Below are 20,593 nucleotides of genomic sequence, written 5' to 3' on the forward strand. Positions count from 1 at the left end.
GCTCGCGCNTGGTCGAGCAGGAACAACCGCTGATCGGCGGCGTCTTTGACCGCGCTCGGGCCGGCCCCGACCGCGTCGCGGACCAGGTCGACCTCGAACTGCTCGCGCGTGGTGGTGTCGACGAACCCGGGCAGCTTGTCGACGGCTTTACGGATCACCTCGACATGCTCGGCGTTGATCAACCCCAACTCTTGGGCGACGGCGGTGGCATGCAAGACCGGCGGCAGCGGCGGTCCGGTGACGGGTTGGCGCGGGGCGAGCAGCGCGGCCTCGGTGAGGCGGCGGTGCGCCTCGGACGGGGAGATGCGCCACCGGATCGCCAGCACGTCTTTCCAGTTCTTGGCGCCCATCTGCTGCGGGGTGGTCTCGACCTGCAGCCGCGCCAACAGGNGGAGATGCGCCACCGGATCGCCAGCACGTCTTTCCAGTTCTTGGCGCCCATCTGCTGCGGGGTGGTCTCGACCTGCAGCCGCGCCAACAGGCGGTGCCGCAGCGCGGGCAGCCGGCACCACACGGTTTCCAGCTCGTCCAAGACGTCGACCAACTCGGCGCGGGTCGCCAGATCGGCATCGCAGGCAGTCAGTTCGTCGACGGCGGCCACCACCGTGGCCACCGCGGCCCGCAGATCGCCCGTCGACATGATTCGAACATACATTCGACCACCGACAAATTCACTGACTCAAACTTTCCGTCAGGGTCGCCGGAGAAGGATTGTCAGATGGCCAGATCGCGGAAGGTGAAGGTCAGCGCCAACGTCTCGACTCAAGACACAAAGCGACGCTGCGACAGCACCGCGGTGAAAACCCCCGAAGATGTTGCCCCGGAACAGCTATGAAGAGAAATGATGGCGATGAACTCTTGAATCCGACGTGCCGCGGTGGTAAGAGATGTGTTATCGGCGACATAGGTCATCTCGAAGCGAGGTGGATGTGGTGTTGATGACGACCCGGGTCGACAGCGAGTGCCCGGCGGTGACGTACGCAGAAGCGATCGTGCACGCCGCCTGGCTGCAGGTCACGCACTGCGAACGTCCTGCGACGCAGCGGGTCGCACCTCGGACACGAACGATCACACTGGCCTTGCCGCGCAATCCTTCTCGCCCGATCGGTGCCGGTGAACACTCCCGGCCCGATGAACCGTCCCCCTGGGTGTGGCCCCGGCAGCGCTCACCTCCGGCGCTGAGAAGGCCGTCCCGGGACGTCGACTGCAACAGGAGGTGGTGAGCCACGAACGATGCCTGAATGAACCCGATGAGAGTGCTGGACGTACGTGCCGTCCACGAACATTGCTACGTCAGAAAAGGCGCCCGACCCTGGGCGCACCGCCACGTGCCGTGGCCGTATACGTAGTCCGCACGAACGTTCCGCGCTCTCCGGCGGGCCGCGCCTACCCCGGCGCGGCCCGCTTGCTTTTCGGCGTCAGTGCACGCTTCCGTAGTGATGACATCGATTGCCGCCCTGGCGTTTTGCGTCGTACATCGCCTGGTCGGCGGCGACGATCAGGCGGTCCAGCAGTTCATTATGGGATCGCGGGGTCAGCGCGGCGAGGTCGGCGAAGGACGTGCCGATGCTGGCCGTGACGGACACCGGCAGACCGGCGATGACCGCGCACAGCTCCTCGTAGCGCGCGACGACGTCGTGCGCGGATGCGAAGTCGGCGAACAAGAACTCCTCCCCGCCGCTTCGCGCGATGACCGCGCTCGGAGTCGCCGTCGCGCGCAGAGCTTCGGCGACGGCCACGAGGGCTTGGTCTCCCGCCGCGTGCCCGTGAGTGTCGTTGATGGCTTTGAAATCGTCGAGATCGAGCAGCGCGGTGAGCAGGTAGCCGCCCTTGCCCTGGTGATTCGAAAGGCGTCCGCCGACGGTCCTGCGGAAGGCGCGTCGGTTGAGGAGCCCGGTCAGCGGGTCGAGATCGGCTGCGGCCAAATCGCCCCGCAGGGTTCGGACCAGGCTGTAGAGCGCGAGCGCAACGCCGATGCTGCACTGGAGGATGAGGAACAGATCGACCGCCGCGAGTGCGAACCGCCCCTGCGCGGCGAGCCCGGCTGCCTGGTCGACGGCGACGGCCGCGACGACCAGCAGAACGCCGGCGACGACTTCGGGTGAGTGGAAGAACGCCGCGTAGCCGACGATGGTGGTGAACGCGATGCAGCCCAGCAGCGCAGCCAGCGGATCGGGATAAGCCAGGCACGCCGCCGTGACCGACATCGTGGTGACGGCGACGAACGCCAGCGACATCGCGTGTGAGGGCCATCTCCACAGCCACATTGCGGTCCCGAACATCCCGCCGGCGAACGCGACCCACATCAGCGCTGGCGCTCCCGCCTCCTGCGGGCCGCCGGCCCCGAAGAGCAGCGTCAGCACCCCCGCCGCCATCGCCGCACTGGTCACGGCGAGACACAACCGGGTCCGTCGCGCGACCCCACGCGCGACCAGGTACTCGCTCAGCCAGAGATGGTGCTCAGCGGAACGGCGAAGCCGCCTCATCCCCCGTGCCGGCTACGAACGCTGCCCGGGCGGCGGACCGCCCGGTGGCGGGGCCTGCTGGGGCCAACCGGGCGTCGGGTACGGGTAGGGCGGTGGCGACTGGGGCGGCCAGGTCCCGCCCGGCGGGGCGGGGTAGGGCGGCTGCGGCGGCCACGGCGCCTGCGTTGGCGGGAACTGCTGGTAGTAGGCGGGAGGGTACGGATTCTGCGGCGGCTTAGGCGCGCGGGCGTTGCGGACCGCCCACACGATGAGCCAGATGAGCCCGCCGACGATGGCCACTTGGACGACCATCGCCCCCACCAGCCGTCCGGGGTGCTCAGGCACCGCCAGATCCGTCGCCAGTTGCAGAATCGACACTGCTCTCCCCCCGTCGGTTCGAACCACCATGGCACACGCTGCCATCAGCATATGGCGCGATCGAAGGCCCGCGGACACCAATTCTGCGTCGCCGCCAGGGTTAATCTGATGCCGTGAGCAACGCGACCGTCCTCGGCGGAGTCGTCCACGACATGCCCGATGACCTGCGAACGGCGCTGGGCGCCAACCCCTCGGCGCTGGCCGCATGGAACGACATCACACCGCTGGCGCGCAACGAATTCATCTGCTGGGTGACCGATGCCAAGCAGGCGACGACCCGCGAGCGCCGCATCCGCCGCACCCAGGAGGAACTCGAGGAGGGCAAGCGCCGGCCGTGCTGCTGGCCCGGGTGCAAGCACCGCGAGCGGACCGGCAGGGCCTAGCTGCGGGACTTGCGGCTCTCCCGCCTGTTCGCCTTCTTGATCTCTTCCACGAGTTCGTCTTTCGACATCCGGGAGCGGCCCGCGATGTTCAGCCGCTTGGCCAGGTCGACGAGGTGCTTCTTGGTGGCGTTGGCGTTGACGCCCTCGGCCGTTTCCCCCGCCGCGTTCGGGCCGCCGCTTTCCGCCCGCTCGTCAGAGGGGCCACGCTGCTCCTTCTCCTCCCAGTGGTCGCCGACCTTCTCGTAGCTGTGCTTGAGTGCGCTGTAGGCGACGCGGTAGGCGCGCTCACCCTCGCCGTACTCCTCGGCTGCGGCGTCGTGCGCCTTGGCGAACGTGCGCTTCGCCTTGTCCTCGGATTTCTGCAGCGTGCTCGGGAGTTCGCTCTCTTTGGCCTCGCCCGATTTGGTGGTCTTCGGCATCGCGGCCGTCCTCTCTCGAAAGCAACCGTGCAGCAGACCTATTGGCGGGGTGCCGACCAGTGCACCTGCACGCCGTCACGGTTACCCCCGCGACGGCAATCGACACGTCGGAGTCACCCGGTTCCGACCAGTGCAGGCCCTAGTGCAGCGCGCCGAGGAGCTGGTTGAACGCCTCGGTCATCGACGGGTGAGTGTAGATCTCATCGCGCAACGCCGACGCTGTGATGCCGTGGCGCATCGCGAGCGCGACGGTGTTGATGACCTCGTGCGAGTCGTAGGACAGCAGCGCGGCGCCGAGGATCTCGTCGGTGGCGGCGTCGACGACCACCTTCATCATGCCCGCGGTCTCTTCGACGATCCGGGCGCGCGGAACGGTTGCCATGTCGGCGACGCGCATCGCCGCGGTCTTGATGGAACGCCCCTCCTCGAGCGCCGCGCGTTCGGTGAGGCCGACGCGCGAGAGCGGGGGAGTGAGGAACAGGGTGTACGGCACCGCCGTGCGGTCGGTGGTGCTGCGCGCACCGGTGCCGGTGAGCTGGTCGAGCACGATCCGGTGATCGTCGAGGGAGACGTAGGTGAACTGCGGGCCACCGTTGACGTCGCCGACGGCGAAGATGTGAGGCTGGCTGGTGCGCAGGTGCTCGTCGACCGAGATCGCGCCGCGCGCAGTGACTTTCACACCGGCCCGGTCCAGGGCGAGGGACTCGGTCGCGGGTGTACGGCCGAGCGCGACCAGGATCGTGTCGGCCGGCAGTGTCTCCGGCCCTGCCTCGGTGTGGAAAGCCACGGTGCTGGTGCCGTCCCCCTGATCGTCGACGCGGTCGATGACGGCCGAGGTCACGATCCGCACGCCGGCGGCCTCCATCACCTCGCGGGCGCAGTCGGCGACGTCGGCATCCTCCTGGCCGAGGATGTCGGCGTGACGTTCGAGGACGGTGACCTGCGAGCCGTACGCGGCGTACATGGCGGCGAACTCCATGCCGATGTACCCGCCGCCAAGCACGACCAGCCGGTCGGGCAGGCGGTCCTGGACGAGCATCTCGGTGCTCGTCGCGATGTTCGCCGCGTCGCGCAGCCCGGGGACGTCGGGGATGACGGCATGCGAGCCGGTGCCCACCACGATGTGGCGGCCGCTGACGGTGACGGTTCCGCGGTCGGCGGTCTGCACCTCGATGCTGTGTGCGTCCCGGAACACCGCCTCACCGGTCAGCACGGTGGCCGCGTCGAGGGTGTCGAGCATGGCGAAGTTGGCGGCACGCAGTGTCGAGGTGAGCTGTGCGGTGGCGGCCACGGCGTCCCGATAGTGCTGCGGATGGGCGCCGGGCGCCAGGTGTTCGGATCGCGCGATGAGCGCCTTGGTCGGCACACATCCGGTGTTGATGCACGTGCCGCCGTACATCATCGGCGACCGCTCCACCATGACCACCGACCAACCCTGACGGGCCAGCGTGGCGGCGAGCGTCTTGCCGCCCTTACCGTAACCGATCACCACGAGGTCGGCGTCGAGGTGGGTGTCCGCGGCGGTCACTGGGCTTTCCTTCGCACGGCTGTACACATTACGGCGGCGAGCAGGCACAGCCCTGCTGCGAGGTGGAACGCCAGGGTGTAGTTACCTTTCATGTCGCGGAGCCAACCGGCGCCGGCCGCCGCGACGGCGGCACCGAGCTGGTGCGACGCGAAGATCCACCCGAACACGACGGGTGTGTTGTCGCCGAAGTAGCTGCGGCACAACGCGATCGTCGGTGGAACGGTGGCGACCCAGTCCAGGCCGTAGAAGATGATGAACACCCACATGCTGGGTTCCGCCCGGGGGGACAGGAGGGTGGGCAGCAGCAGGAGCGACACCCCGCGGCCCGTGTAGTAGACCACCAGCAGCACCCGCGGGTCGACGCGGTCGGTGAGCCAGCCGGAGAAGATCGTGCCGGCCACGTCGAGCACGCCGATCACCGCGAGCAGGCTCGCGGCCACGGTGGTCGGCATGCCGTGGTCGTTGGCGGCGGGGATGAAGTGTGTGCCGATCAGGCCGTTGGTGGTCATCCCGCAGATGGCGAAGCTGCCGGCCAGCAGCCAGAACGCGGGCACCCGCGCACCGCGCTGCAGACCGGAGAACGCTGCGGCGAAGCTGCTGCCCGGCGGGGTGGGCGCCGGTCCGGTGGGCGCCGCCGGCGCCTGCCCGTACGGCTCCAATCCCTTGTCCTGCGGCCAGTTTCGCATCAAGGCCAGCACCAGCGGGACCACCGCGAGAGCGGCCGCGGCGACCAGCAACGAGGCCCACCGCCAGCCGTGCCGGGTGCTGACCGCGGCGACCACGGGCAGGAAGATGAGCTGTCCCGTCGCGCTGGCGGCGGTGAGGATGCCTGTGACGAGACCCCGGTTGGCGACGAACCAGCGGGTGGCGATCGTCGCGACGAAGCCCATCGAGATGGCACCCGTCCCCGTGCCGACGAGCACGCCCCACAGCAGGACCAGCTGCCAGCTGGCGACCATCAGCACGCTCAACGCGCTGCCCGCGGCGATCATGCTCAGCGCGACGGTCAGCACCGGCCGGATCCCGAACCGATCCATCAGGGCCGCGGCGAAGGGGGCGGTCAGCCCGAACAACGTCATGTTGACCGACATCGCGAGCCCGACGACGCCGTGCGACCAGCCGAACTCGTGGTGCAGGGGGTTCATCATGACGCCGGGAACCGAGCGGAATCCGGCGGCGCCGAGAATCGCGACGAAGCTGACGGCGGCCACCACCCACGCCCAGTGCATGCGGGGACCGGCGCGTCGGCGCGCTCGAGCGGTGACGGTCACCGGACGACTATCGCCGAGGGAACTCCAGCCGCACCAGTGGCAAGACTGCCGATATTCGTCAAGAACATGCCAAGCTGGAGGGATGAATCGTCGGCACAAGGTGGTCGTGCTGCTGGTCGATCCGGTGGTGGGCTTCGATGCGGCGATCGCGCCGACGTTGTTCGGCGCCGCCGAAGCAGACGGCGGACCGCTCTACGAGGTGGTGACCTGCGGCGCCACCGGCGATCCGGTGCCGTCGACCAATGGGTTCGCCATCGTGCCGCAAGCCGGTCCGGAGGCGCTCGACGACGCGGACACCGTGATCATCCCGGGCACGCGCAACACAGCCGTCCGTCGTGAGGGCCGGCTCGACGACGAGGTCGGCGCCGCCGTCGCGCGCATCCCCGCCGGTGCGCGGGTCGTGTCGATCTGTACCGGTGCCTTCGTGCTGGCGGCGGCGGGACTGCTCGACGGGCGCGTCGCCACCACCCACTGGCGGTACGCCGACGACCTCCGCGCGCTGCACACGGCGGTGCACGTCGATGAGAACGTGCTCTTCGTCGACGACGGCGACGTCCTGACCTCCGCCGGCCTGGCGGCGGGTATCGACCTGTGTTTGCACATCATCCGCCGCGACCACGGCGGACAGGTGGCCAATGCCGTCGCCCGCTTCTGCGTGGTGCCGCCCTGGCGGGAGGGCGGCCAGGCCCAGTTCATCGAAACGCCGCTGCCCCGCGATGACTCCGCGTCGACGGCCGCCACCCGCGGCTGGGCGTGCGCACATCTGCAGGAGCCGTTGACCATCGAGCAGCTCGCCCGGCATGCCGGCATGAGCACCCGGACGTTCATCCGCAGGTTCCGGGAGGAGACCGGGCAGCCGCCCGGGGTGTGGATGCGCAACCGGCGACTCGACCGGGCGCGCGAACTGCTGGAAGGCCACGACCTCAGCGTCGACGAAGTCGCCCGTCAGTCGGGGTTGGGCTCAGGGGCCAATCTGCGCCATCATCTGCGGCGAGGGCTCGGCATGTCACCCTCGAGTTACCGAAAAGCGTTCGCGGACAGGGAATTCGACGGGTGACTCAACCCGCTTGGGACGTCGGCTTGGGGCTGGCGGCGATCTTGCTCGCGGCGAAGTCCGCTGCCTGACCGACCAGACCGTCGGAGATGTAGCGGGCGTGGGCGCCGATGTCGTTGCCGGGTGAGCAGACGAAGTCGTCCGGCACGCACAGCTCGATGGTCTTGGGTTGGTACAGCGAACCGATCTTGACCTCCGGCTGCTGGATGACATTCATGAACCGGTCCGACGGTGTGCCCAGCAGTGCCACCGCGGCGACGTGGTTGGCGATGTCGGGCGGCATCGGCTGCGGCACCTCGGAGGCCGACACCCCGTCGGGGATCAATTCGGTTGTCACGAAGCCCATCACGGCCGCGCCCTGGGAGTATCCGCCGAGCACCATGTGGGTGTCGGGGCACGCTGCCGCGGTCTTCTGGACTTGCGTGCTGGCGTCGACCACACCCTGCAGCGCGGTGGGGAAGTCGGGGCTCGCGGGGTAGTCGACGGGGTACACCGCCACCGACCGCGGACCGACGCGGGCCTTGAGGTCGTCGACGAACGCCTGGCCCATCGCGCCCAGCCCCGGGGGTTCGGTGGTGCCGCGGGCGAAAAGCACCTGCACATCGGGACACCCGGGCGGCGGAGCCGCGGCGTCGAGCGGCGCGGCGACCGCGGGCGGTGCCTCCGGCGCGGCCGGAAGAGGCGGCGGAACCGGCACCGCCGGCGGCGGACCGGGCAGGTTCGGCGCGGGCGCCGGTGGCTGGGCCACGGCCGACGGCATGGCCAGCGATGCGAGCACCAGGTTCACGGCGACGGCCGCGGCGACACGGAAAGGACGGATCGAACGAATTGCACACCCCACCTGTCGATCGTGACACAGATGAGCGGCGCCCGCGCCTCTCCGCGAGGGCACGCTCATGGGCAACCGGCGTAGCGGGTATGAAGAAGGGCATGCGCATCGCCGATCCGGCCGACCTGCTCGCCGGTGCTCGCGCGGTACGGGACACCGCCACCGCGGTGATCGGGTACGCGGGAGACGTGTTCAGTGCGCCCGGCGACACCTTCGAGGCCACACTCACCATCGACGCCACCGCCGCGGTCCCTTCGGTGCGGGCGCTCCGCCCCGGTGTCACCCACCGCGCCCTGGTGCAGGCCGGTCCCGATGACCGCGCCCCCGCCCCGCGCAAGCTGTGCATCAAGTTGTGCGACGTCTACGGGGCCGGCCGCGATCAGGACTTCCTGCTGGCATCGTCGGGCGACGGCGCGCCGCTGCACCACGCGGTGCTCCCGAGCGACCCGGTGGCCCCGCTCTACTCCTCGCTGTGGCTGTATCTGGCTGGGCTGCAACCGATTCTGTTCGGCGCACGCCCCAACACCACCGGCCGTGACCTGCGGTTCGCGGCGGGCAGCGAGGTGAGCTTCATGATCAGCCCGCCGGTGGGCCAGTTCCGTCGCATCGGGTCGCTCCGTCTCACCGGATCACACGACGGGCCGGTCCGCTTCGCGGGAAGCACCAGTGGTGGCGGTCTGCGCCCGCTGCCACCGGTGCTCTTCTACTGACCCCGCTTCAGTTGCCGCGACCGGTCTGCTGTTGCAGTTGGTCGATCAGTTCGGACGCCTGCGCCTTCGTCGCGTCCTCGGGGACCTCCGCACCGGCTTCCTGGGCGAGGGTGTGCAGATAACTGCGCTGCGGGCCCGTCATGGGCTCCTCGCCGGTGACCCACTGGGACGGGTCCTTCTCGGCGTTCTCCTGCGGTGCGTGATTCTCGTTGTCTGTCATCGTCGTTCACCTCCGCACCCGGGATGCCCCTCGCACGTGTGTTCGAAACCTGGGAAATGAGGCGGCCCCGCCGGGCTGTTGCTTAACCCTGACGAGGCCTTGGGACTACGGCCGCCCCGTAGCTACCCCCAAGGGTTCCTTTCCCATGTGCTCCATGATCAAACGGATCGACCCGCCGGAGTCGTCGCTGGGCGGCCTGGAAGGATCGCAGATCGTGGGCAAGAACGAACGCGCGAAGATCGTGATGACCGACGGTGAGATCACCGAGTTCATCGAACGCAGCCGCACGGCCACCATGGCGACCGTCCTGCCGAACGGACGGCCGCACCTGGTGGCGATGTGGTACGCGGTGCTCGACGGCGAGATCTGGTTCGAAACCAAAGCCAAGTCGCAGAAGGCCGTCAACCTGCGCCGTGACCCGACGATCACCGTGATGATCGAAGACGGTCTGTCCTACGACACCCTGCGGGGGGTGTCGATCGACGGCAGTGCCGAGATCTACGACGATCCGGACACCAACCTGCGGGTCGGGATCAGCGTGTGGGAGCGCTACACCGGCCCGTACACCGAGGAGGTGCGGCCGTTCGTCGACCAGATGATGAACAACCGCATCTGCGTCCGGGTGGTGCCGTCGCGGATGCGCAGCTGGGATCACCGCAAGCTGGGCTTGGGCGGGATGCCGGTCTCGGGGAGCACCGCGCAGTACCTGTAGCGGCCGGGCGCGTGCGCTCAGCGCCGCGCGAGCACCCGTTTCACATCGGTGGTCACGGGGTCGACGATGTCGTCAAATTCATGGTTCTTCTCAATGTATCCGGCGACCATCGAGCACACCGGGACGATTCGCAGTCCGGCGTCGCGGGTGGCTTCGAGGGCCTCCCGCACGAGGATCGTCGCCAGCCCGCGCCCGGAGTAGTCGTCGTCGACGACGGTGTGCGGAAAGATGCGTTGGCCGTCGTGGTCGACGAACTCGGTGAAGCCGGCCTGCTGTCCGTCGACGGAGATCGTGAACCGGTCCGCCCCGGCGGTGACCTCGGTCGGTGCGCCGGTCTTGTCGGTGGTCATGCGGGGTCTCCTGTCAGATCGGCGAACTCGGGATTCTTGTCGATGAACTCGGCGACCATCCAGCACTGTGGCACGACGCGCAGACCCGCGGCGCGGGTCGCCTCCAGCGCTTCACGGACGAGGATGGTGGCCAGCCCGCGGCCCTGGAACCGTGGGTCGACCTCGGTGTGCGGGAAGACCCGCCGACCGTCGCGATCGTAGAAGTCGGCGAAGCCCACCGGGCGGCCCTCCACGGAGATGCTGAAGCGGTCCGGTTCGGCGACGACCTCCGTCGGCGCCCCGGTTCTGTCGTTGGCCATCTGTTCTCTATACCCGCGGATTGGGCCGCGGTCGCAACGTGGCGTTCGGCAGTGGCGGAGCCGGCAGCCGGGTGACGTCGCCGCGGTAGCCGATCACGTCCCCGAAGCGGGCGTCCCGGCCCTGCCACTGCTCGCGGAACGCGACGATCTCCGCGTGGCTGCGGCCGACGAAGTTCCACCACATGACGAGCTCTTCGGTGAACGGCACTCCGCCGAGCAGCAGCACCCGCGCCGGGCCGTCGCCGCGATTGGCCAGATGCAGCGCGGCATGGCCGGTGCCCTGGTAGGCCAGGTCGGCGATCGCGAGCGCGGTGCCGCACGCCTCGACGCTGCCCTGGTCGACCAGCACGCCGTGCTCGAATCCGGTGTCCACATCGAGCGTCACCTCGACACCGGCGTCGAGATCGAGCTGCGCCCCCAGCAGCGGGGTGAAGGTGTGCACCGGTGAGCGCTCACCGTCGAGTTCGCCGAGGAACACCCGCGTCGTGAGCGCGCCGACGGTGCGGGGTCGTGGCACGTGGTGGGCGAAATCGCGGCCGGTGTCGCGGTCGGAACCGGGCAGCGCCACCCACAGCTGCGCGCCGTGCAGCACAGGCGCGTCGACCATCGACACTTCGGAGTGGCAGATGCCGGCCCCGGCGGTCATCAGGTTCAACTCCCCGGGACGCACCACGGCGTGCACCCCGCCACTGTCCCGGTGCTCGATCTGCCCGCTGAACAACCAGCTGACCGTCTGCAATCCGGTGTGCGGATGCGGGGGCACGTCCATGCCCGGCCCGCCACGCAGGCGTGCGGCCCGTAGTGGTCGGCGAAGCACCACGCCCCGATCAGCGACCGGTCCCGCTGCGGCAGCGTGCGCCGCACCGTAATCGCGCGCGGTCCGCCGAGCGGCACCTCCCGCGGATGCAGCACCCCGGTGAATGACGAAGGGCCGCAGTCGACTTCGGAGGGCGCCGCGTCGGTATTGCTCATGGACTCACAGTAGTCTCCTCACCGGTTCGGCCGACGGACGCGGAGTCGACCATCGCGGCACGGATGACCTCCAGGTCGTGGTCGTCGATGCGGAACACCCCGAAGCGGAACTTGTAACCCCACCGGGACTTGTCCTCGATGAAGCCGAGCTCGTCGATCAGCGGCCGGATGGGCGTCTCGGCACAGTCGAGGAAGTCGACGTTGCGCCGCCAGTGCGCGACCTCCGGCGCCACCTCCGCCTGATACGGCTCGTCATCGGCGACGCGGCCGATGGCGGTGAACGCCTGCAGCGGTGCGCCGTCCGGGTAGGCCGTCTTGGGCGAGTAGAAGATGATCCAGTCCCCTCTGGCCATCTTGCGCAGCATGTGCGGTTTGCCGTGGTTGGCCTGAGTGAAGCGGCCGCGCACCCCGCGTTCCACATGATCACGGCTCACCGTGTTGATCCAGTTCGTCATGTCCGCACGGTATGCCCGGGCACCGACGCGCGGCCGCGTCTGTGCACAGGCCCTGTGGATAACTGGTTAGAGTCTGAGCCCATGGGCGACGGCGAGCTGACGGCTGAGGATCTGCGCAACGTCACGTTCGAGAAACCGCCTTGGGGCAAGCGGGGATACGACGAGAAATCGGTGCAGGACTTCGTCGCGCTCGCGGCCCGCCGCCTCGACGGCCGCGGTCACCTGTCCGCCGAGGACGTGCGCGCGGTGCGGTTCAACAAGCCCCCGTTCGGCAAGCGGGGCTTCGACGAGCAGCAGGTCGATGCGCTGCTCGACGACATCGCCGCGGCCATCGCCGACCTCGATGCCTGAGTCCGACGAGTTCCGCGACGATCTGGCCGAACTGCTGCGCCGGCGCGCGCTGACCGAGGACGCCGCCCGTCCCGAGGCGGTCGAACGTCGGCACGCCGCGCAGGGCCGCACCGCCCGGGAGAACGTCGCCGACCTGGTCGACCCGGGCTCCTTCGTCGAATACGGGCGGTTCGCGATCGCCCCGCAGCGGATGCGTCGGGACCTCGAGGACCTGATCGCCCGGACGCCTGCCGACGGACTCGTCGCCGGCACCGCCCGCATCGACGGCAAGGCCTGCGCGGTCCTGTCCTACGACTACACCGTGCTCGCCGGAACGCAGGGCGCACTCGGGCACCGCAAGAAAGACCGACTGTTCGAGCTCATCGACCGCATGCGGCTGCCCACGGTGTTCTTCGCCGAGGGCGGGGGTGGCAGGCCGGGGGACACCGATTACCCCGTGGTGTCGGCGCTCGACACCCGCGCATTCGCGTTGTGGGCCAAGCTCTCCGGCGTCGTTCCTCGCATCGCCGTGGTGAAAGGCCGCTGTTTCGCCGGTAATGCGGTGATCGCGGGAACCGCGGATCTGATCGTCGCGACCAAGGACGCCTCACTGGGTATGGGAGGACCGGCCATGATCGCCGGCGGCGGGCTGGGTGACGTGCCGCCCGACGCTGTGGGCCCGATGAGCGTGCAGGAACCCAACGGCAACGTCGACGTCGTCGTCGCCGACGAAGCCGAGGCCGTCGTCGTGACGAAGCGGTTGCTCGGCTACTTCACCGGCGACGTCGCGCAGTGGACCGCGCGTGACCAGACGGCGCTGCGCACCGCGGTGCCCGAACGCGAGCGGCGCGCCTACGACGTCGCGCCCGTCATCGAAACACTCGCCGACGACGGCTCGGTGACCTTTCTGCGTCCCCGCTTCGCGCGCGAGATGGTGACCGCCCTGGTCCGCATCGAAGGGCGCGCGGTCGGGGTGATCGCCAACGACACCCGATTCACGGCCGGGGCCATCACCGCGGCGGCTTCGGACAAGGCGGCGCGCTTCCTGCAGCTCTGCGACGCGTTCGGACTGCCGGTGGTGTCACTGATCGATTGCCCCGGCTACATGGTCGGCCCGGCCGCCGAAGCGGAGTCACTGGTGCGCCGGGCGTCCCGGATGCTGGTCGCCGGCGCAGCGCTTCGGGTGCCGATGGTCGCTGTCGTGCTCCGGCGCGGATACGGCCTGGGCGCCCAGGCGATGTCGGGCGGCAGCTTGCACGAGCCGGTGCTGACGGTGGCGTGGCCGGGTGCGCATCTGGGACCGATGGGTCTGGAGGGCGCGGTCCGCCTCGGGCTGCGCAAGGAACTGGAGGCGATCGCCGACGACGCGGAGCGCGAGGCCCGGGTGCGGCAGGTGACCGCGGCCGCGCAGGACAACGCGCGCGCCCTCAACGCGGCCATGCTCTTCGAGATCGACGACGTGATCGACCCCGCGGAAACCCGGTCGGTGATCGCCGCGACGCTGACTGCCGCGGGTCGGCCGCACCGCAGCGGCGGCCGGTTCGTCGACACGTGGTGAGCGGCTGATCAGCCGCAGCGCGCCTGCCACCCGGTGGTCAACCAGCCGTCGGTGACGGCGGCGATGTCCTCGGTGTGCGCATCCTCTTCCCGCCACTCGGCGAAGAAGCGGCGCACCCACTGCTCGGCCGCGAACTCGCCGAACCGGCGTGGATGGTGAACCACCACGTTCACAGGCGCACCCTTGTCGTTGCCCGTGATCACCACCGGCCCGACGAAGACGTTCCCGGTGAACGTGTACCGGCCGATCTGCCCGTCCGCAGCCCGCGCGTCCACCTCATAGGACAGATAGCCGCCGTCGTGGGCGATGCGTCGGATGCGTAGAGCGGTGACCTTCGTGCTGTCCCCCATGACCCTCTTTCCCCGTCTCGTTCCGCAGCGTTCAAGCTTCTGGCAATACCTACGTACAGTCAACGGTGTTGACGTAAGGGGTGGTGGATGGCCGAATCGGGGCGGCAGCCGGCTGCCGGGCGACGACGGCGCCGTACCCGCGCGGGAACGGACCTCTCGCGCGAGGCGTACATCGACGCGGCGGTGAACCTGATCGAGAAGCGCGGTGCGGCGGTGATGAGCGCCAGGACGCTCGCCTCGGCTGTCGGTGCGGACGCTTCGGCGCTGTATCGCTACTTCGGCGGTGTCGACGACGTGCTGCGCGCAGTGGCGGACCGGATGATCGGCATCGCGCTCGACAGCTGGTCGCGCCGGGAGCACTGGATCGACTCACTGGCCGACCTCGCGCGGGCGCTCTACCGCGTGTACGTCAACGAGTTCCCGCAGACCAGCTTCGCGGTGGCGACGCGAACGACCGGTATGGACAACGAGATTCGTGTCGTGGAGCTGACCATCGGGCTGCTGCGCGAAGGCGGGTTCGACGCCGAGACGGCCGCCCACCGGTTCCGCTCGCTGGGGGACTTCCTCCTCGGGCAGGCGATGCTCGAGTCGGCGTTCCTCTCGTTGTCCCCGGAGATCCGCAGCAGTGACAACGCCGCCTGGCAGGAGCTCGGAAACCGGGTGCCTCGATCCGAGGCTCCTCATGCGGCTGCGGCGGCGCCGCACCTGCGCGCCCTGATGCTGCGGTCGTCGTTCGAATCCTCGCTGCAGCTGATGCTGAGCGGACTGGACGCGTCGCCGCGCAGCGCGTCATGAAGTTGGGGGGCGGTGCCGCCATGGCGCCTCTCGGCGAGTGGTCGCTCGAAGCGACGGAAAGGGTTGGAGCCCGGGGCATGCCCGGCACCGCCAGCAGAGTCAACCGGGCGGGTACCGGTGATAGTCCGGACCAGATCGACGCTCATGCGATCTCGGCGTAGTACACCCGGCGCTCGCCGACCCGCTGGCCGTTCTGCTCGGCCAGCGATTTGAGCTGGCGCAGAGCGAAGGTACGGCCGCGGCCGGCCTCGGGCACGTAGATGCCCGCCCACAACCCCTCGGCGCGGGGTGACTCGCAGGCTTCCTTCGCGCACAGCCACCGGCGCGGGCAGGAACGGCAGATCGCCTTCGCCTCGTCGTCCGCGGTGGTGGTCCATCGGTCAGGGTCCCGGGTGCACTCGCCGACCGGTGTCTCGTCCCACGGTGTTGCGTTCATCGGGTAGCTCCTCTGTGCCTGGGCGGCGCATCCGCCGCGATGGGAGGAAAGCTAACCGACAAACCGTAGCGATGCAACAGTTTCAGTGAACGAACTGTTGCGAGGTGGGGTCCGACGCCATCCGACGATGGCAGTTCTGGGCCGGAAAACAGGCTGCGAACTGCGAATTATCGCCGCAGCGGCAGCACGCCAGACGTCATCAAAAAGATGTAGCGTTGATGCGGTTATGGCCGTCCTGACGGTGTAGTTTTGACGTCGAACCGTTGCGCAGGCACCACCGAGTCGTAGCGGTACTCGCCCCGCTCGCTACGATCCGTCCGCCCTCTCGGGCCCCGACCACACACGAGGAATCCCCGGCACATGATCAACGCGGAGTCGATCGAGGAATCGACCGACGCGCCCGATCCCGGGATGGTCAGGGCCGGGGCCGCAGCAGCGGCGCGGCGCCGCGAACTCGACATCAGCCAGCGCCGCCTGGCCGCCGAGGGCGTCATCAACGCCGGTGCGCTGATCGCTTTCGAAAAGGGCAGGAGCTGGCCGCGGCAGCGCACCCGGGCCAAGCTCGAAGAAGTGCTGCAATGGCCGTCCGGAACCATCGAACGGCTGCGCACCGGGCAGGCCGACCGGCCGCGCCCGCCGGCGGTGCCCCCCGGGGCCGGCGACGAGGCGTCCCTGATCGCTCAGGCCGTCGTCCCCGCGGTGAGCACGATGTCGACCACGGTGGCGTCGCTGCCACCCGTCGACGACCCGGCCTTCACGCCCCGGATCACCGCGATGCTGGCCGATCTGCGACAGCTGGAAGCCGTTGCGGCTCGGGCTGCGCGGATCGGCCGCGTCACCCCCGCCCTGATCAAGGCGCTCGGTGCGGTGCGCGGCCTCTACGACGACCTGATGATGCGGGCTGCGCAGGCCCCCGGTGCCACTCTCGGACAGCGGCTCTACGCCGCGCGCCGCGGCGCGAACCTGACCGTTCAGGAAACCGCGCAGGCGGCCGGCGTCGCCGAGCAGGCGGTGGCGCAGGCCGAGGCCGGTGAACCGGTGGCGGCGGAGGACGCCGAGGCCATCGAGGCGCTGATCACGCAGATCACGTGAGTTCGCTGCGATCGGGGCCCCGTGCGCGGGCGGGTCGGTATTTTGGGAGATACCTGCAACTCGAGGACGTGGGGGAGCGCATCAGTGCCGACACCTGACGGCGCCACAGGCGCCGGTGGCGACGCCGGGTCCGCGGCGCCGAGGATCGGCTGGGTGCGTTACCTCTTCGACGAGGACCGGTGGGAGTGGTCCGACGAGGTGGCGCAGATCCACGGCTATCAGCCCGGCACCGTCGTTCCCACCACCGAACTGGTGCTCAGTCACAAGCATCCCGCCGACCGCGCCCAGATGGCCGCGCTCATGGAGCGAATCCGCGAAACCCGGGCGGCGTTCAGCTCGCGGCACCGCATCCGGGACGTGCACGGCCGCATCCATCACGTGATCGTGGTCGGCAACCAGCTGCGTGACGACAGCGGCCAGGTGGTGGGAAGTGATGGCTTCTACGTGGACCTGACCGCCTACGAAGACGATCGGCGCAGCGAGATGTCGGCCCAGGTCGCCGAGTTCGCCGAGCACCGCGCGGCCATCGAGCAGGCCAAAGGCATGCTGATGGTGGTCTACGGCATCGACGCCGCCGCCGCCTTCGACCTGCTGCGGTGGCGCTCGCAACAGGCGAACGTGAAGCTGCGACTGCTGGCCGAGCAGATCCTGGTCGACTTCCGTGCGCTGCAGAACGACGGTGCGCTGCCGACGCGGGAGGTGTACGACGGGGTGTTGATGACCGCTCATCAGCGGTTGCCCTCCGGCACACAGGATGCGGGGGCGAACGGCGAGAACAGGGCCGGCGCTGCTTCTTAACGGCGGAGTTGCCTCCGGTTTCGCCTGACGCCGAACCAGAGGCAACCGTCCCGTTCCGCGCTTCCTCCGAGCCTAGGGACGCTCCCGGCGCCGCGGATGGGGCCAAAGGTCCACTCCGTACGGCCTTAAGGCCCCGGCGGTCCGCGTTTGGGTGCCCCCGGGGCGGGGCACGATGCTCCGACGACACGGAGGTGCGATGACGGCAGAGTCGGTAGGGGAGGACGAGGCGGATGCCTGCCCGAAGCACATGCAGTTCGGCCCCTGCGGCGGGGTCCGTCCCGACGGCCAGTGCGAGATGCGGCCCGGACCGTGCGCGTTCCCCGAGACCGTGCTGTGGGACGGCGCCCCGGCGGAAGCGCCGCGCGTGATGGCGCCACTGATCCTCACCGACTTCAGTTGCCTTCCGTTCGACACAGCCGATGTGGCGGCCACGGCGCACGCCTTGGCCGACTCCTGTGACGCGGTGCTGGTGGGCGAGCATCAGAACCGGCCGGATTTCCCGCCCACGCTGATGGGCCGCCTGCTCCTCGAATCCGGGGTGCAGCCGTGGATCACGCTGTCGTGCCGTGATCGCAATCGCGTGGTGCTCGAGCAGGAGCTGCGCGGGCTGGCGCTGACCGGTGTCCAGACCGTGCTCTGCGTGACCGGTGACGGGCGCGCCTACGACGTGCGTCCCGATGTCACGCAGACGTTCGACCTCGACGGACCGCGTCTGGTGGCACTGGCGGCGGATGTGGGCGTCACCGCCGCCGTGCCCGAAACACCCTCGGCGCCACCGGTTTCGGGACGGCCGTTGCGGCTGGTGCAGAAGCAGCGGGCCGGTGCCGGCATCGCGGTGCTCAACCACATGTCCGCACCGGCGGTGGTGGCCGACTTCATGGCGTCTGCACGCGCGGCCGGGCTGGCGATCCCTGTGCTGGCGGCCGTCGCCGTGATCACCGACGAGCTTTCGGCGGCCGTGCTGCAGGGCCTGCCCGGGCTGGCGGTGGACCCCGCCGTGGTCGACAGCGTCCTCGGGGCACCCGATCCGGTCGAGGCGGGCATCGAGGCCGCCGTCGCCGAGGCCCGGGCGCTGCTGGCCATCGACGGTGTGGACGGGGTCAACGTGTCGGGGCTGGCGTCGGGGGCGGGAACCCGGGCCGGCGCCGAGATCAAGGCCGAAGTGGGACGACGGATCCGACAGGGGAGGGAGGCGCGATGAGTGACGCGATGTCGGCGGAGTTCGACACGGTGGCCGAATGGACGGCGGCGGTGGCTCGCGATCTGGGACCGCCGTACCACGTTCCCGCCGGATGCCGGGGCAGTGGCAATCCGGCCGCCCTCGACTGGCTGATCGACGAGCTCGAGCTGCGCGGCGGGGAGTCGCTGCTCGACTGCGGCGCCGGGGTCGGCGGGCCTGCGGCGTATGCCGTCGATCGGCAACCGGTTCTGCCGCTGCTGGTCGAGCCTGAGGCGGGTGCGTGCCGCGCCGCGCGGTCGCTCTTCGGTTACCCGACCGTGCAGGGCAGTGCCGACGCGTTGCCGGTCGCCGACGCCGCAGTCGACGCGGCCTGGTGCCTGGGGGTGGTGTGCACGACCCCCGACCACGTCGCTGTGCTGCGCGAGCTGCGTCGCGTGGTGCGGCCGCCGGGCCGGATCGGCCTGCTCGTCTTCGTCGCGCACACGCCGCTGACCGAGGACGAGATACCGGACGGCAACAACTTCCCGACACCGGATTCGCTGCGCGACGCGCTGACCGCTGCCGGTCTGGCCGCGGTGTCGCGGATGCGCACGTCCGACCTTCCGGAGATGCCCGACGAATGGCAGGACCGCGTCGACCGGGTGGATGAGGAACTGGCGCGCCGCTACGGCGACGATCCGGCCTGGCAGGTGTCGGAGCGCCAGTCCGGGCAGATGGGAGACCTGCTTGCCGACGGACGGATCTTCGGTGAGGTGCTGAGCCTGCGGCAGACCTGATTCCTTGCCGAGGCCTTCGGCCCGATCAGCGCTGGTCGTGCGGGAAGTGCGCGGCCAAGGCCGCGCAGATCTCGAGGAATTTGACCCGCGAGGCCGGCGACAGATCCCGGGTCCCTTCGATCACGCCGCCCGGTCGGAGGTTGCCGTCGAACGGCACCTCCACGATCAGTTGGCCGTGTCCAGAAAACTGTTGTGCCAGAACGGTTTTCGTGCGCTTGTCCGCGTGACCGTCGGAGTCGTTGAGCACCACCACCGTGCGGTGCAGCAGGCCGTTGAAACCGCGCGCGGCCAGCCAGTCCAGCGTCTGCCCGGCGGCCGCCGCGCCGTCGACCCACGGCGAGGACACCACGACGAGCGCGTCGAGATCGCGCAGCGCCTCCTGGGTAACCGGGGAGTCCATGGTCGAACTGCAGTCGACGACGGAGATCGTGAAGTGGCGGTCGAGTCGCGCTGTCGCCTCGCGGTAGATCGCCGGGTCGAGCACGCGTCGGCGCGCGGGAGTCGCTTCGCCGGCGAGCACGAACAGTCCGGCGGCGTTGCTGCCGACACGATTGCGGACGTCGGCGAACGTCTCGAGGTGCTGATCGCCGGCGAGCTCCCAGAACGAGCCTTGGGCACGGGGATCCACCCGGCTGCCCAACTTGCCGAACGCCGTGTCGGCGTCGACGGCCACCACGCGATCGTCCTGGCGGAGTTCGGCGAACACCGAGCCGATGCACGCCGAGACCGTGGTCTTGCCGACGCCGCCCTTGCCCATCACGCCGACTTTGAAGTGCCCGCGCAGCGGCGCCCGGATCGCCGCTTCGAGTCCGGCGATACGGCGTTCGGCCGGCGACGGCCCGAGGTTGATCAGACCGAACGTGGCCTTGAACAGAACCCGCCGCCATCCCCGGCCGGGCGTGGGCTTGCGCACCGGAACGAGGTCGGCCGGGCGGATGCGCTCGGCGTACGACCCCGGCTGGGCCGGCAGCCCCGCGGTGTCGGGTTCATGAGGCCGCGGCGGCCAGGGGCCGGGCGGCGGCGTCGGACGTCCCGCCGGCGGCCACGCGGGTGGGCGTACCGGCGCCCCGGGCCTCAGGACTTGCGTCGGGCTCGCGTCGATCGGCGGGCGGGACGGCACGACAGGGGACTGACCCGTGGGAGGGGTCCCCGAGTCCGTCCACCCCGATTCGCCCCGCAGTGTCTCATCGCGGTCCGTCACAACGCGTCTCCTCGCCGGTGCCATCGTGCAGG

At 69.7% G+C, this 20,593-nt stretch carries 24 protein-coding genes and 3 pseudogenes; 11 read left to right on the forward strand and 16 right to left on the reverse strand.

The annotated features are described in order from the left end of the window. Positions 1-9: 9 nt before the first annotated feature. The 4 genes and pseudogenes from MCHLDSM_RS39780 to MCHLDSM_RS35145 all read right to left on the reverse strand — a co-directional run. Positions 10-386 (reverse strand): annotated as a pseudogene (locus MCHLDSM_RS39780) (DUF222 domain-containing protein); the annotation flags it as partial. A 5-nt stretch (positions 387-391) separates the two neighbouring features. Further along, positions 392-655 (reverse strand): annotated as a pseudogene (locus tag MCHLDSM_RS39785) (HNH endonuclease signature motif containing protein); the annotation flags it as partial. A 763-nt stretch (positions 656-1,418) separates the two neighbouring features. Then, complete coding sequence (locus MCHLDSM_RS25510) at positions 1,419-2,390, reverse strand: GGDEF domain-containing protein (protein ID WP_234714184.1); 972 nt, start codon at positions 2,388-2,390, stop codon at positions 1,419-1,421. Between the two features lie 108 nt (positions 2,391-2,498). Next, the gene (locus MCHLDSM_RS35145) at positions 2,499-2,843 is read right to left on the reverse strand and encodes a hypothetical protein (protein WP_053083082.1); all 345 of its coding nucleotides are present in this window, start codon (positions 2,841-2,843) and stop codon (positions 2,499-2,501) included. 113 nt (positions 2,844-2,956) lie between these two features. Between MCHLDSM_RS35145 and MCHLDSM_RS25520 the strand changes: the two genes are divergently transcribed. Then, positions 2,957-3,226: a YdeI/OmpD-associated family protein gene (locus tag MCHLDSM_RS25520; protein WP_048421102.1), complete on the forward strand. Its 270-nt coding sequence runs from the start codon at positions 2,957-2,959 to the stop codon at positions 3,224-3,226. Here the strand turns inward: MCHLDSM_RS25520 and MCHLDSM_RS25525 are convergent. From MCHLDSM_RS25525 to MCHLDSM_RS25535, 3 genes are all read right to left on the reverse strand, one after another. After that, positions 3,223-3,645 carry a ChaB family protein gene (locus tag MCHLDSM_RS25525; protein ID WP_048472538.1) on the reverse strand — a complete coding sequence of 141 codons (423 nt, stop codon included), beginning with the start codon at positions 3,643-3,645 and terminating at the stop codon, positions 3,223-3,225. The genes MCHLDSM_RS25520 and MCHLDSM_RS25525 overlap by 4 nt on opposite strands. Positions 3,646-3,784: 139 nt before the next feature. Beyond that, positions 3,785-5,173, reverse strand: coding sequence for an FAD-dependent oxidoreductase (locus MCHLDSM_RS25530; RefSeq protein ID WP_048472539.1), 1,389 nt, complete (start codon positions 5,171-5,173; stop codon positions 3,785-3,787). Continuing rightward, positions 5,170-6,402, reverse strand: a complete 1,233-nt coding sequence (locus MCHLDSM_RS25535; RefSeq protein WP_048472540.1) for an MFS transporter — start codon at positions 6,400-6,402, stop codon at positions 5,170-5,172. Before MCHLDSM_RS25535 ends, MCHLDSM_RS25530 begins: the two co-directional genes overlap by 4 nt. Before the next feature lie 124 nt (positions 6,403-6,526). Between MCHLDSM_RS25535 and MCHLDSM_RS25540 the strand changes: the two genes are divergently transcribed. After that, complete coding sequence (locus tag MCHLDSM_RS25540; RefSeq protein ID WP_048472541.1) at positions 6,527-7,501, forward strand: GlxA family transcriptional regulator; 975 nt, start codon at positions 6,527-6,529, stop codon at positions 7,499-7,501. A 1-nt stretch (position 7,502) separates the two neighbouring features. On the opposite strand, the gene MCHLDSM_RS25545 is transcribed toward MCHLDSM_RS25540, so the two are convergent. Next, positions 7,503-8,339: a cutinase family protein gene (locus MCHLDSM_RS25545; RefSeq protein WP_234714185.1), complete on the reverse strand. Its 837-nt coding sequence runs from the start codon at positions 8,337-8,339 to the stop codon at positions 7,503-7,505. A gap of 77 nt (positions 8,340-8,416) precedes the next feature. Here MCHLDSM_RS25545 and MCHLDSM_RS25550 point away from each other — a divergent pair, with 77 nt between their 5' ends. Beyond that, complete coding sequence (locus MCHLDSM_RS25550) at positions 8,417-9,037, forward strand: hypothetical protein (protein WP_053083083.1); 621 nt, start codon at positions 8,417-8,419, stop codon at positions 9,035-9,037. Between the two features lie 7 nt (positions 9,038-9,044). Here MCHLDSM_RS25550 and MCHLDSM_RS25555 read toward each other — a convergent pair whose 3' ends face one another. After that, a complete protein-coding gene (locus MCHLDSM_RS25555; RefSeq protein WP_048421131.1) occupies positions 9,045-9,257 on the reverse strand; it encodes a DUF3072 domain-containing protein in 213 nt (70 codons plus the stop codon). A gap of 214 nt (positions 9,258-9,471) precedes the next feature. Between MCHLDSM_RS25555 and MCHLDSM_RS25560 the strand changes: the two genes are divergently transcribed. Beyond that, on the forward strand, positions 9,472-9,969 hold the full coding sequence (locus tag MCHLDSM_RS25560; protein WP_048472978.1) for a pyridoxamine 5'-phosphate oxidase family protein: 498 nt from the start codon (positions 9,472-9,474) through the stop codon (positions 9,967-9,969). Between the two features lie 17 nt (positions 9,970-9,986). On the opposite strand, the gene MCHLDSM_RS25565 is transcribed toward MCHLDSM_RS25560, so the two are convergent. The 4 genes and pseudogenes from MCHLDSM_RS25565 to MCHLDSM_RS25580 all read right to left on the reverse strand — a co-directional run bounded on the left by MCHLDSM_RS25565 (position 9,987) and on the right by MCHLDSM_RS25580 (position 12,045). Next, positions 9,987-10,319, reverse strand: a complete 333-nt coding sequence (locus tag MCHLDSM_RS25565; protein ID WP_048472542.1) for a GNAT family N-acetyltransferase — start codon at positions 10,317-10,319, stop codon at positions 9,987-9,989. Then, positions 10,316-10,618 carry a GNAT family N-acetyltransferase gene (locus MCHLDSM_RS25570; RefSeq protein ID WP_048421133.1) on the reverse strand — a complete coding sequence of 101 codons (303 nt, stop codon included), beginning with the start codon at positions 10,616-10,618 and terminating at the stop codon, positions 10,316-10,318. The genes MCHLDSM_RS25565 and MCHLDSM_RS25570 overlap by 4 nt, the downstream gene beginning before the upstream one ends. Positions 10,619-10,625: 7 nt before the next feature. Continuing rightward, a pseudogene (locus MCHLDSM_RS25575) lies at positions 10,626-11,590 on the reverse strand (pirin family protein). Then, on the reverse strand, positions 11,587-12,045 hold the full coding sequence (locus tag MCHLDSM_RS25580; protein WP_048472543.1) for an EVE domain-containing protein: 459 nt from the start codon (positions 12,043-12,045) through the stop codon (positions 11,587-11,589). Before MCHLDSM_RS25580 ends, MCHLDSM_RS25575 begins: the two are co-directional and overlap by 4 nt. Before the next feature lie 81 nt (positions 12,046-12,126). Here MCHLDSM_RS25580 and MCHLDSM_RS25585 point away from each other — a divergent pair, with 81 nt between their 5' ends. Together MCHLDSM_RS25585 and MCHLDSM_RS25590 are read left to right on the forward strand one after the other, a co-directional pair. Then, the gene (locus tag MCHLDSM_RS25585) at positions 12,127-12,396 is read left to right on the forward strand and encodes a DivIVA domain-containing protein (RefSeq protein ID WP_048472544.1); all 270 of its coding nucleotides are present in this window, start codon (positions 12,127-12,129) and stop codon (positions 12,394-12,396) included. Next, positions 12,389-13,933, forward strand: coding sequence for an acyl-CoA carboxylase subunit beta (locus tag MCHLDSM_RS25590; protein WP_048472545.1), 1,545 nt, complete (start codon positions 12,389-12,391; stop codon positions 13,931-13,933). Before MCHLDSM_RS25585 ends, MCHLDSM_RS25590 begins: the two co-directional genes overlap by 8 nt. Before the next feature lie 8 nt (positions 13,934-13,941). On the opposite strand, the gene MCHLDSM_RS25595 is transcribed toward MCHLDSM_RS25590, so the two are convergent. Next, positions 13,942-14,283 (reverse strand): hypothetical protein, encoded by a 342-nt coding sequence (locus MCHLDSM_RS25595; RefSeq protein WP_048472546.1) that lies wholly within the window; start codon positions 14,281-14,283, stop codon positions 13,942-13,944. A gap of 87 nt (positions 14,284-14,370) precedes the next feature. Here MCHLDSM_RS25595 and MCHLDSM_RS25600 point away from each other — a divergent pair, with 87 nt between their 5' ends. After that, positions 14,371-15,078, forward strand: coding sequence for a TetR/AcrR family transcriptional regulator (locus tag MCHLDSM_RS25600; RefSeq protein ID WP_048472547.1), 708 nt, complete (start codon positions 14,371-14,373; stop codon positions 15,076-15,078). A gap of 142 nt (positions 15,079-15,220) precedes the next feature. On the opposite strand, the gene MCHLDSM_RS25605 is transcribed toward MCHLDSM_RS25600, so the two are convergent. Next, positions 15,221-15,514: a WhiB family transcriptional regulator gene (locus MCHLDSM_RS25605; protein WP_043403810.1), complete on the reverse strand. Its 294-nt coding sequence runs from the start codon at positions 15,512-15,514 to the stop codon at positions 15,221-15,223. Positions 15,515-15,874: 360 nt separating this feature from the next. On the opposite strand from MCHLDSM_RS25605, the gene MCHLDSM_RS25610 reads away from it, so the two are divergent. The 4 genes from MCHLDSM_RS25610 (at position 15,875) to MCHLDSM_RS25625 (ending at position 19,360) form a co-directional block, all read left to right on the forward strand. Further along, positions 15,875-16,606: a hypothetical protein gene (locus tag MCHLDSM_RS25610; RefSeq protein ID WP_048472548.1), complete on the forward strand. Its 732-nt coding sequence runs from the start codon at positions 15,875-15,877 to the stop codon at positions 16,604-16,606. Between the two features lie 84 nt (positions 16,607-16,690). Continuing rightward, positions 16,691-17,404, forward strand: a complete 714-nt coding sequence (locus MCHLDSM_RS25615; RefSeq protein WP_048472549.1) for a PAS and ANTAR domain-containing protein — start codon at positions 16,691-16,693, stop codon at positions 17,402-17,404. Positions 17,405-17,600: 196 nt separating this feature from the next. Next, positions 17,601-18,605, forward strand: coding sequence for a methylenetetrahydrofolate reductase (locus tag MCHLDSM_RS25620; RefSeq protein ID WP_048472550.1), 1,005 nt, complete (start codon positions 17,601-17,603; stop codon positions 18,603-18,605). Continuing rightward, positions 18,602-19,360 carry a class I SAM-dependent methyltransferase gene (locus MCHLDSM_RS25625; protein WP_048472551.1) on the forward strand — a complete coding sequence of 253 codons (759 nt, stop codon included), beginning with the start codon at positions 18,602-18,604 and terminating at the stop codon, positions 19,358-19,360. Before MCHLDSM_RS25620 ends, MCHLDSM_RS25625 begins: the two co-directional genes overlap by 4 nt. A gap of 25 nt (positions 19,361-19,385) precedes the next feature. Here MCHLDSM_RS25625 and MCHLDSM_RS25630 read toward each other — a convergent pair whose 3' ends face one another. After that, a complete protein-coding gene (locus MCHLDSM_RS25630) occupies positions 19,386-20,561 on the reverse strand; it encodes a MinD/ParA family ATP-binding protein (protein ID WP_048472552.1) in 1,176 nt (391 codons plus the stop codon). Positions 20,562-20,593: the final 32 nt, after the last annotated feature.

Origin of the sequence: Mycolicibacterium chlorophenolicum, assembly GCF_001044235.1 — a bacterium.
Classification (GTDB): Bacteria; Actinomycetota; Actinomycetes; order Mycobacteriales; family Mycobacteriaceae; genus Mycobacterium; species Mycobacterium chlorophenolicum.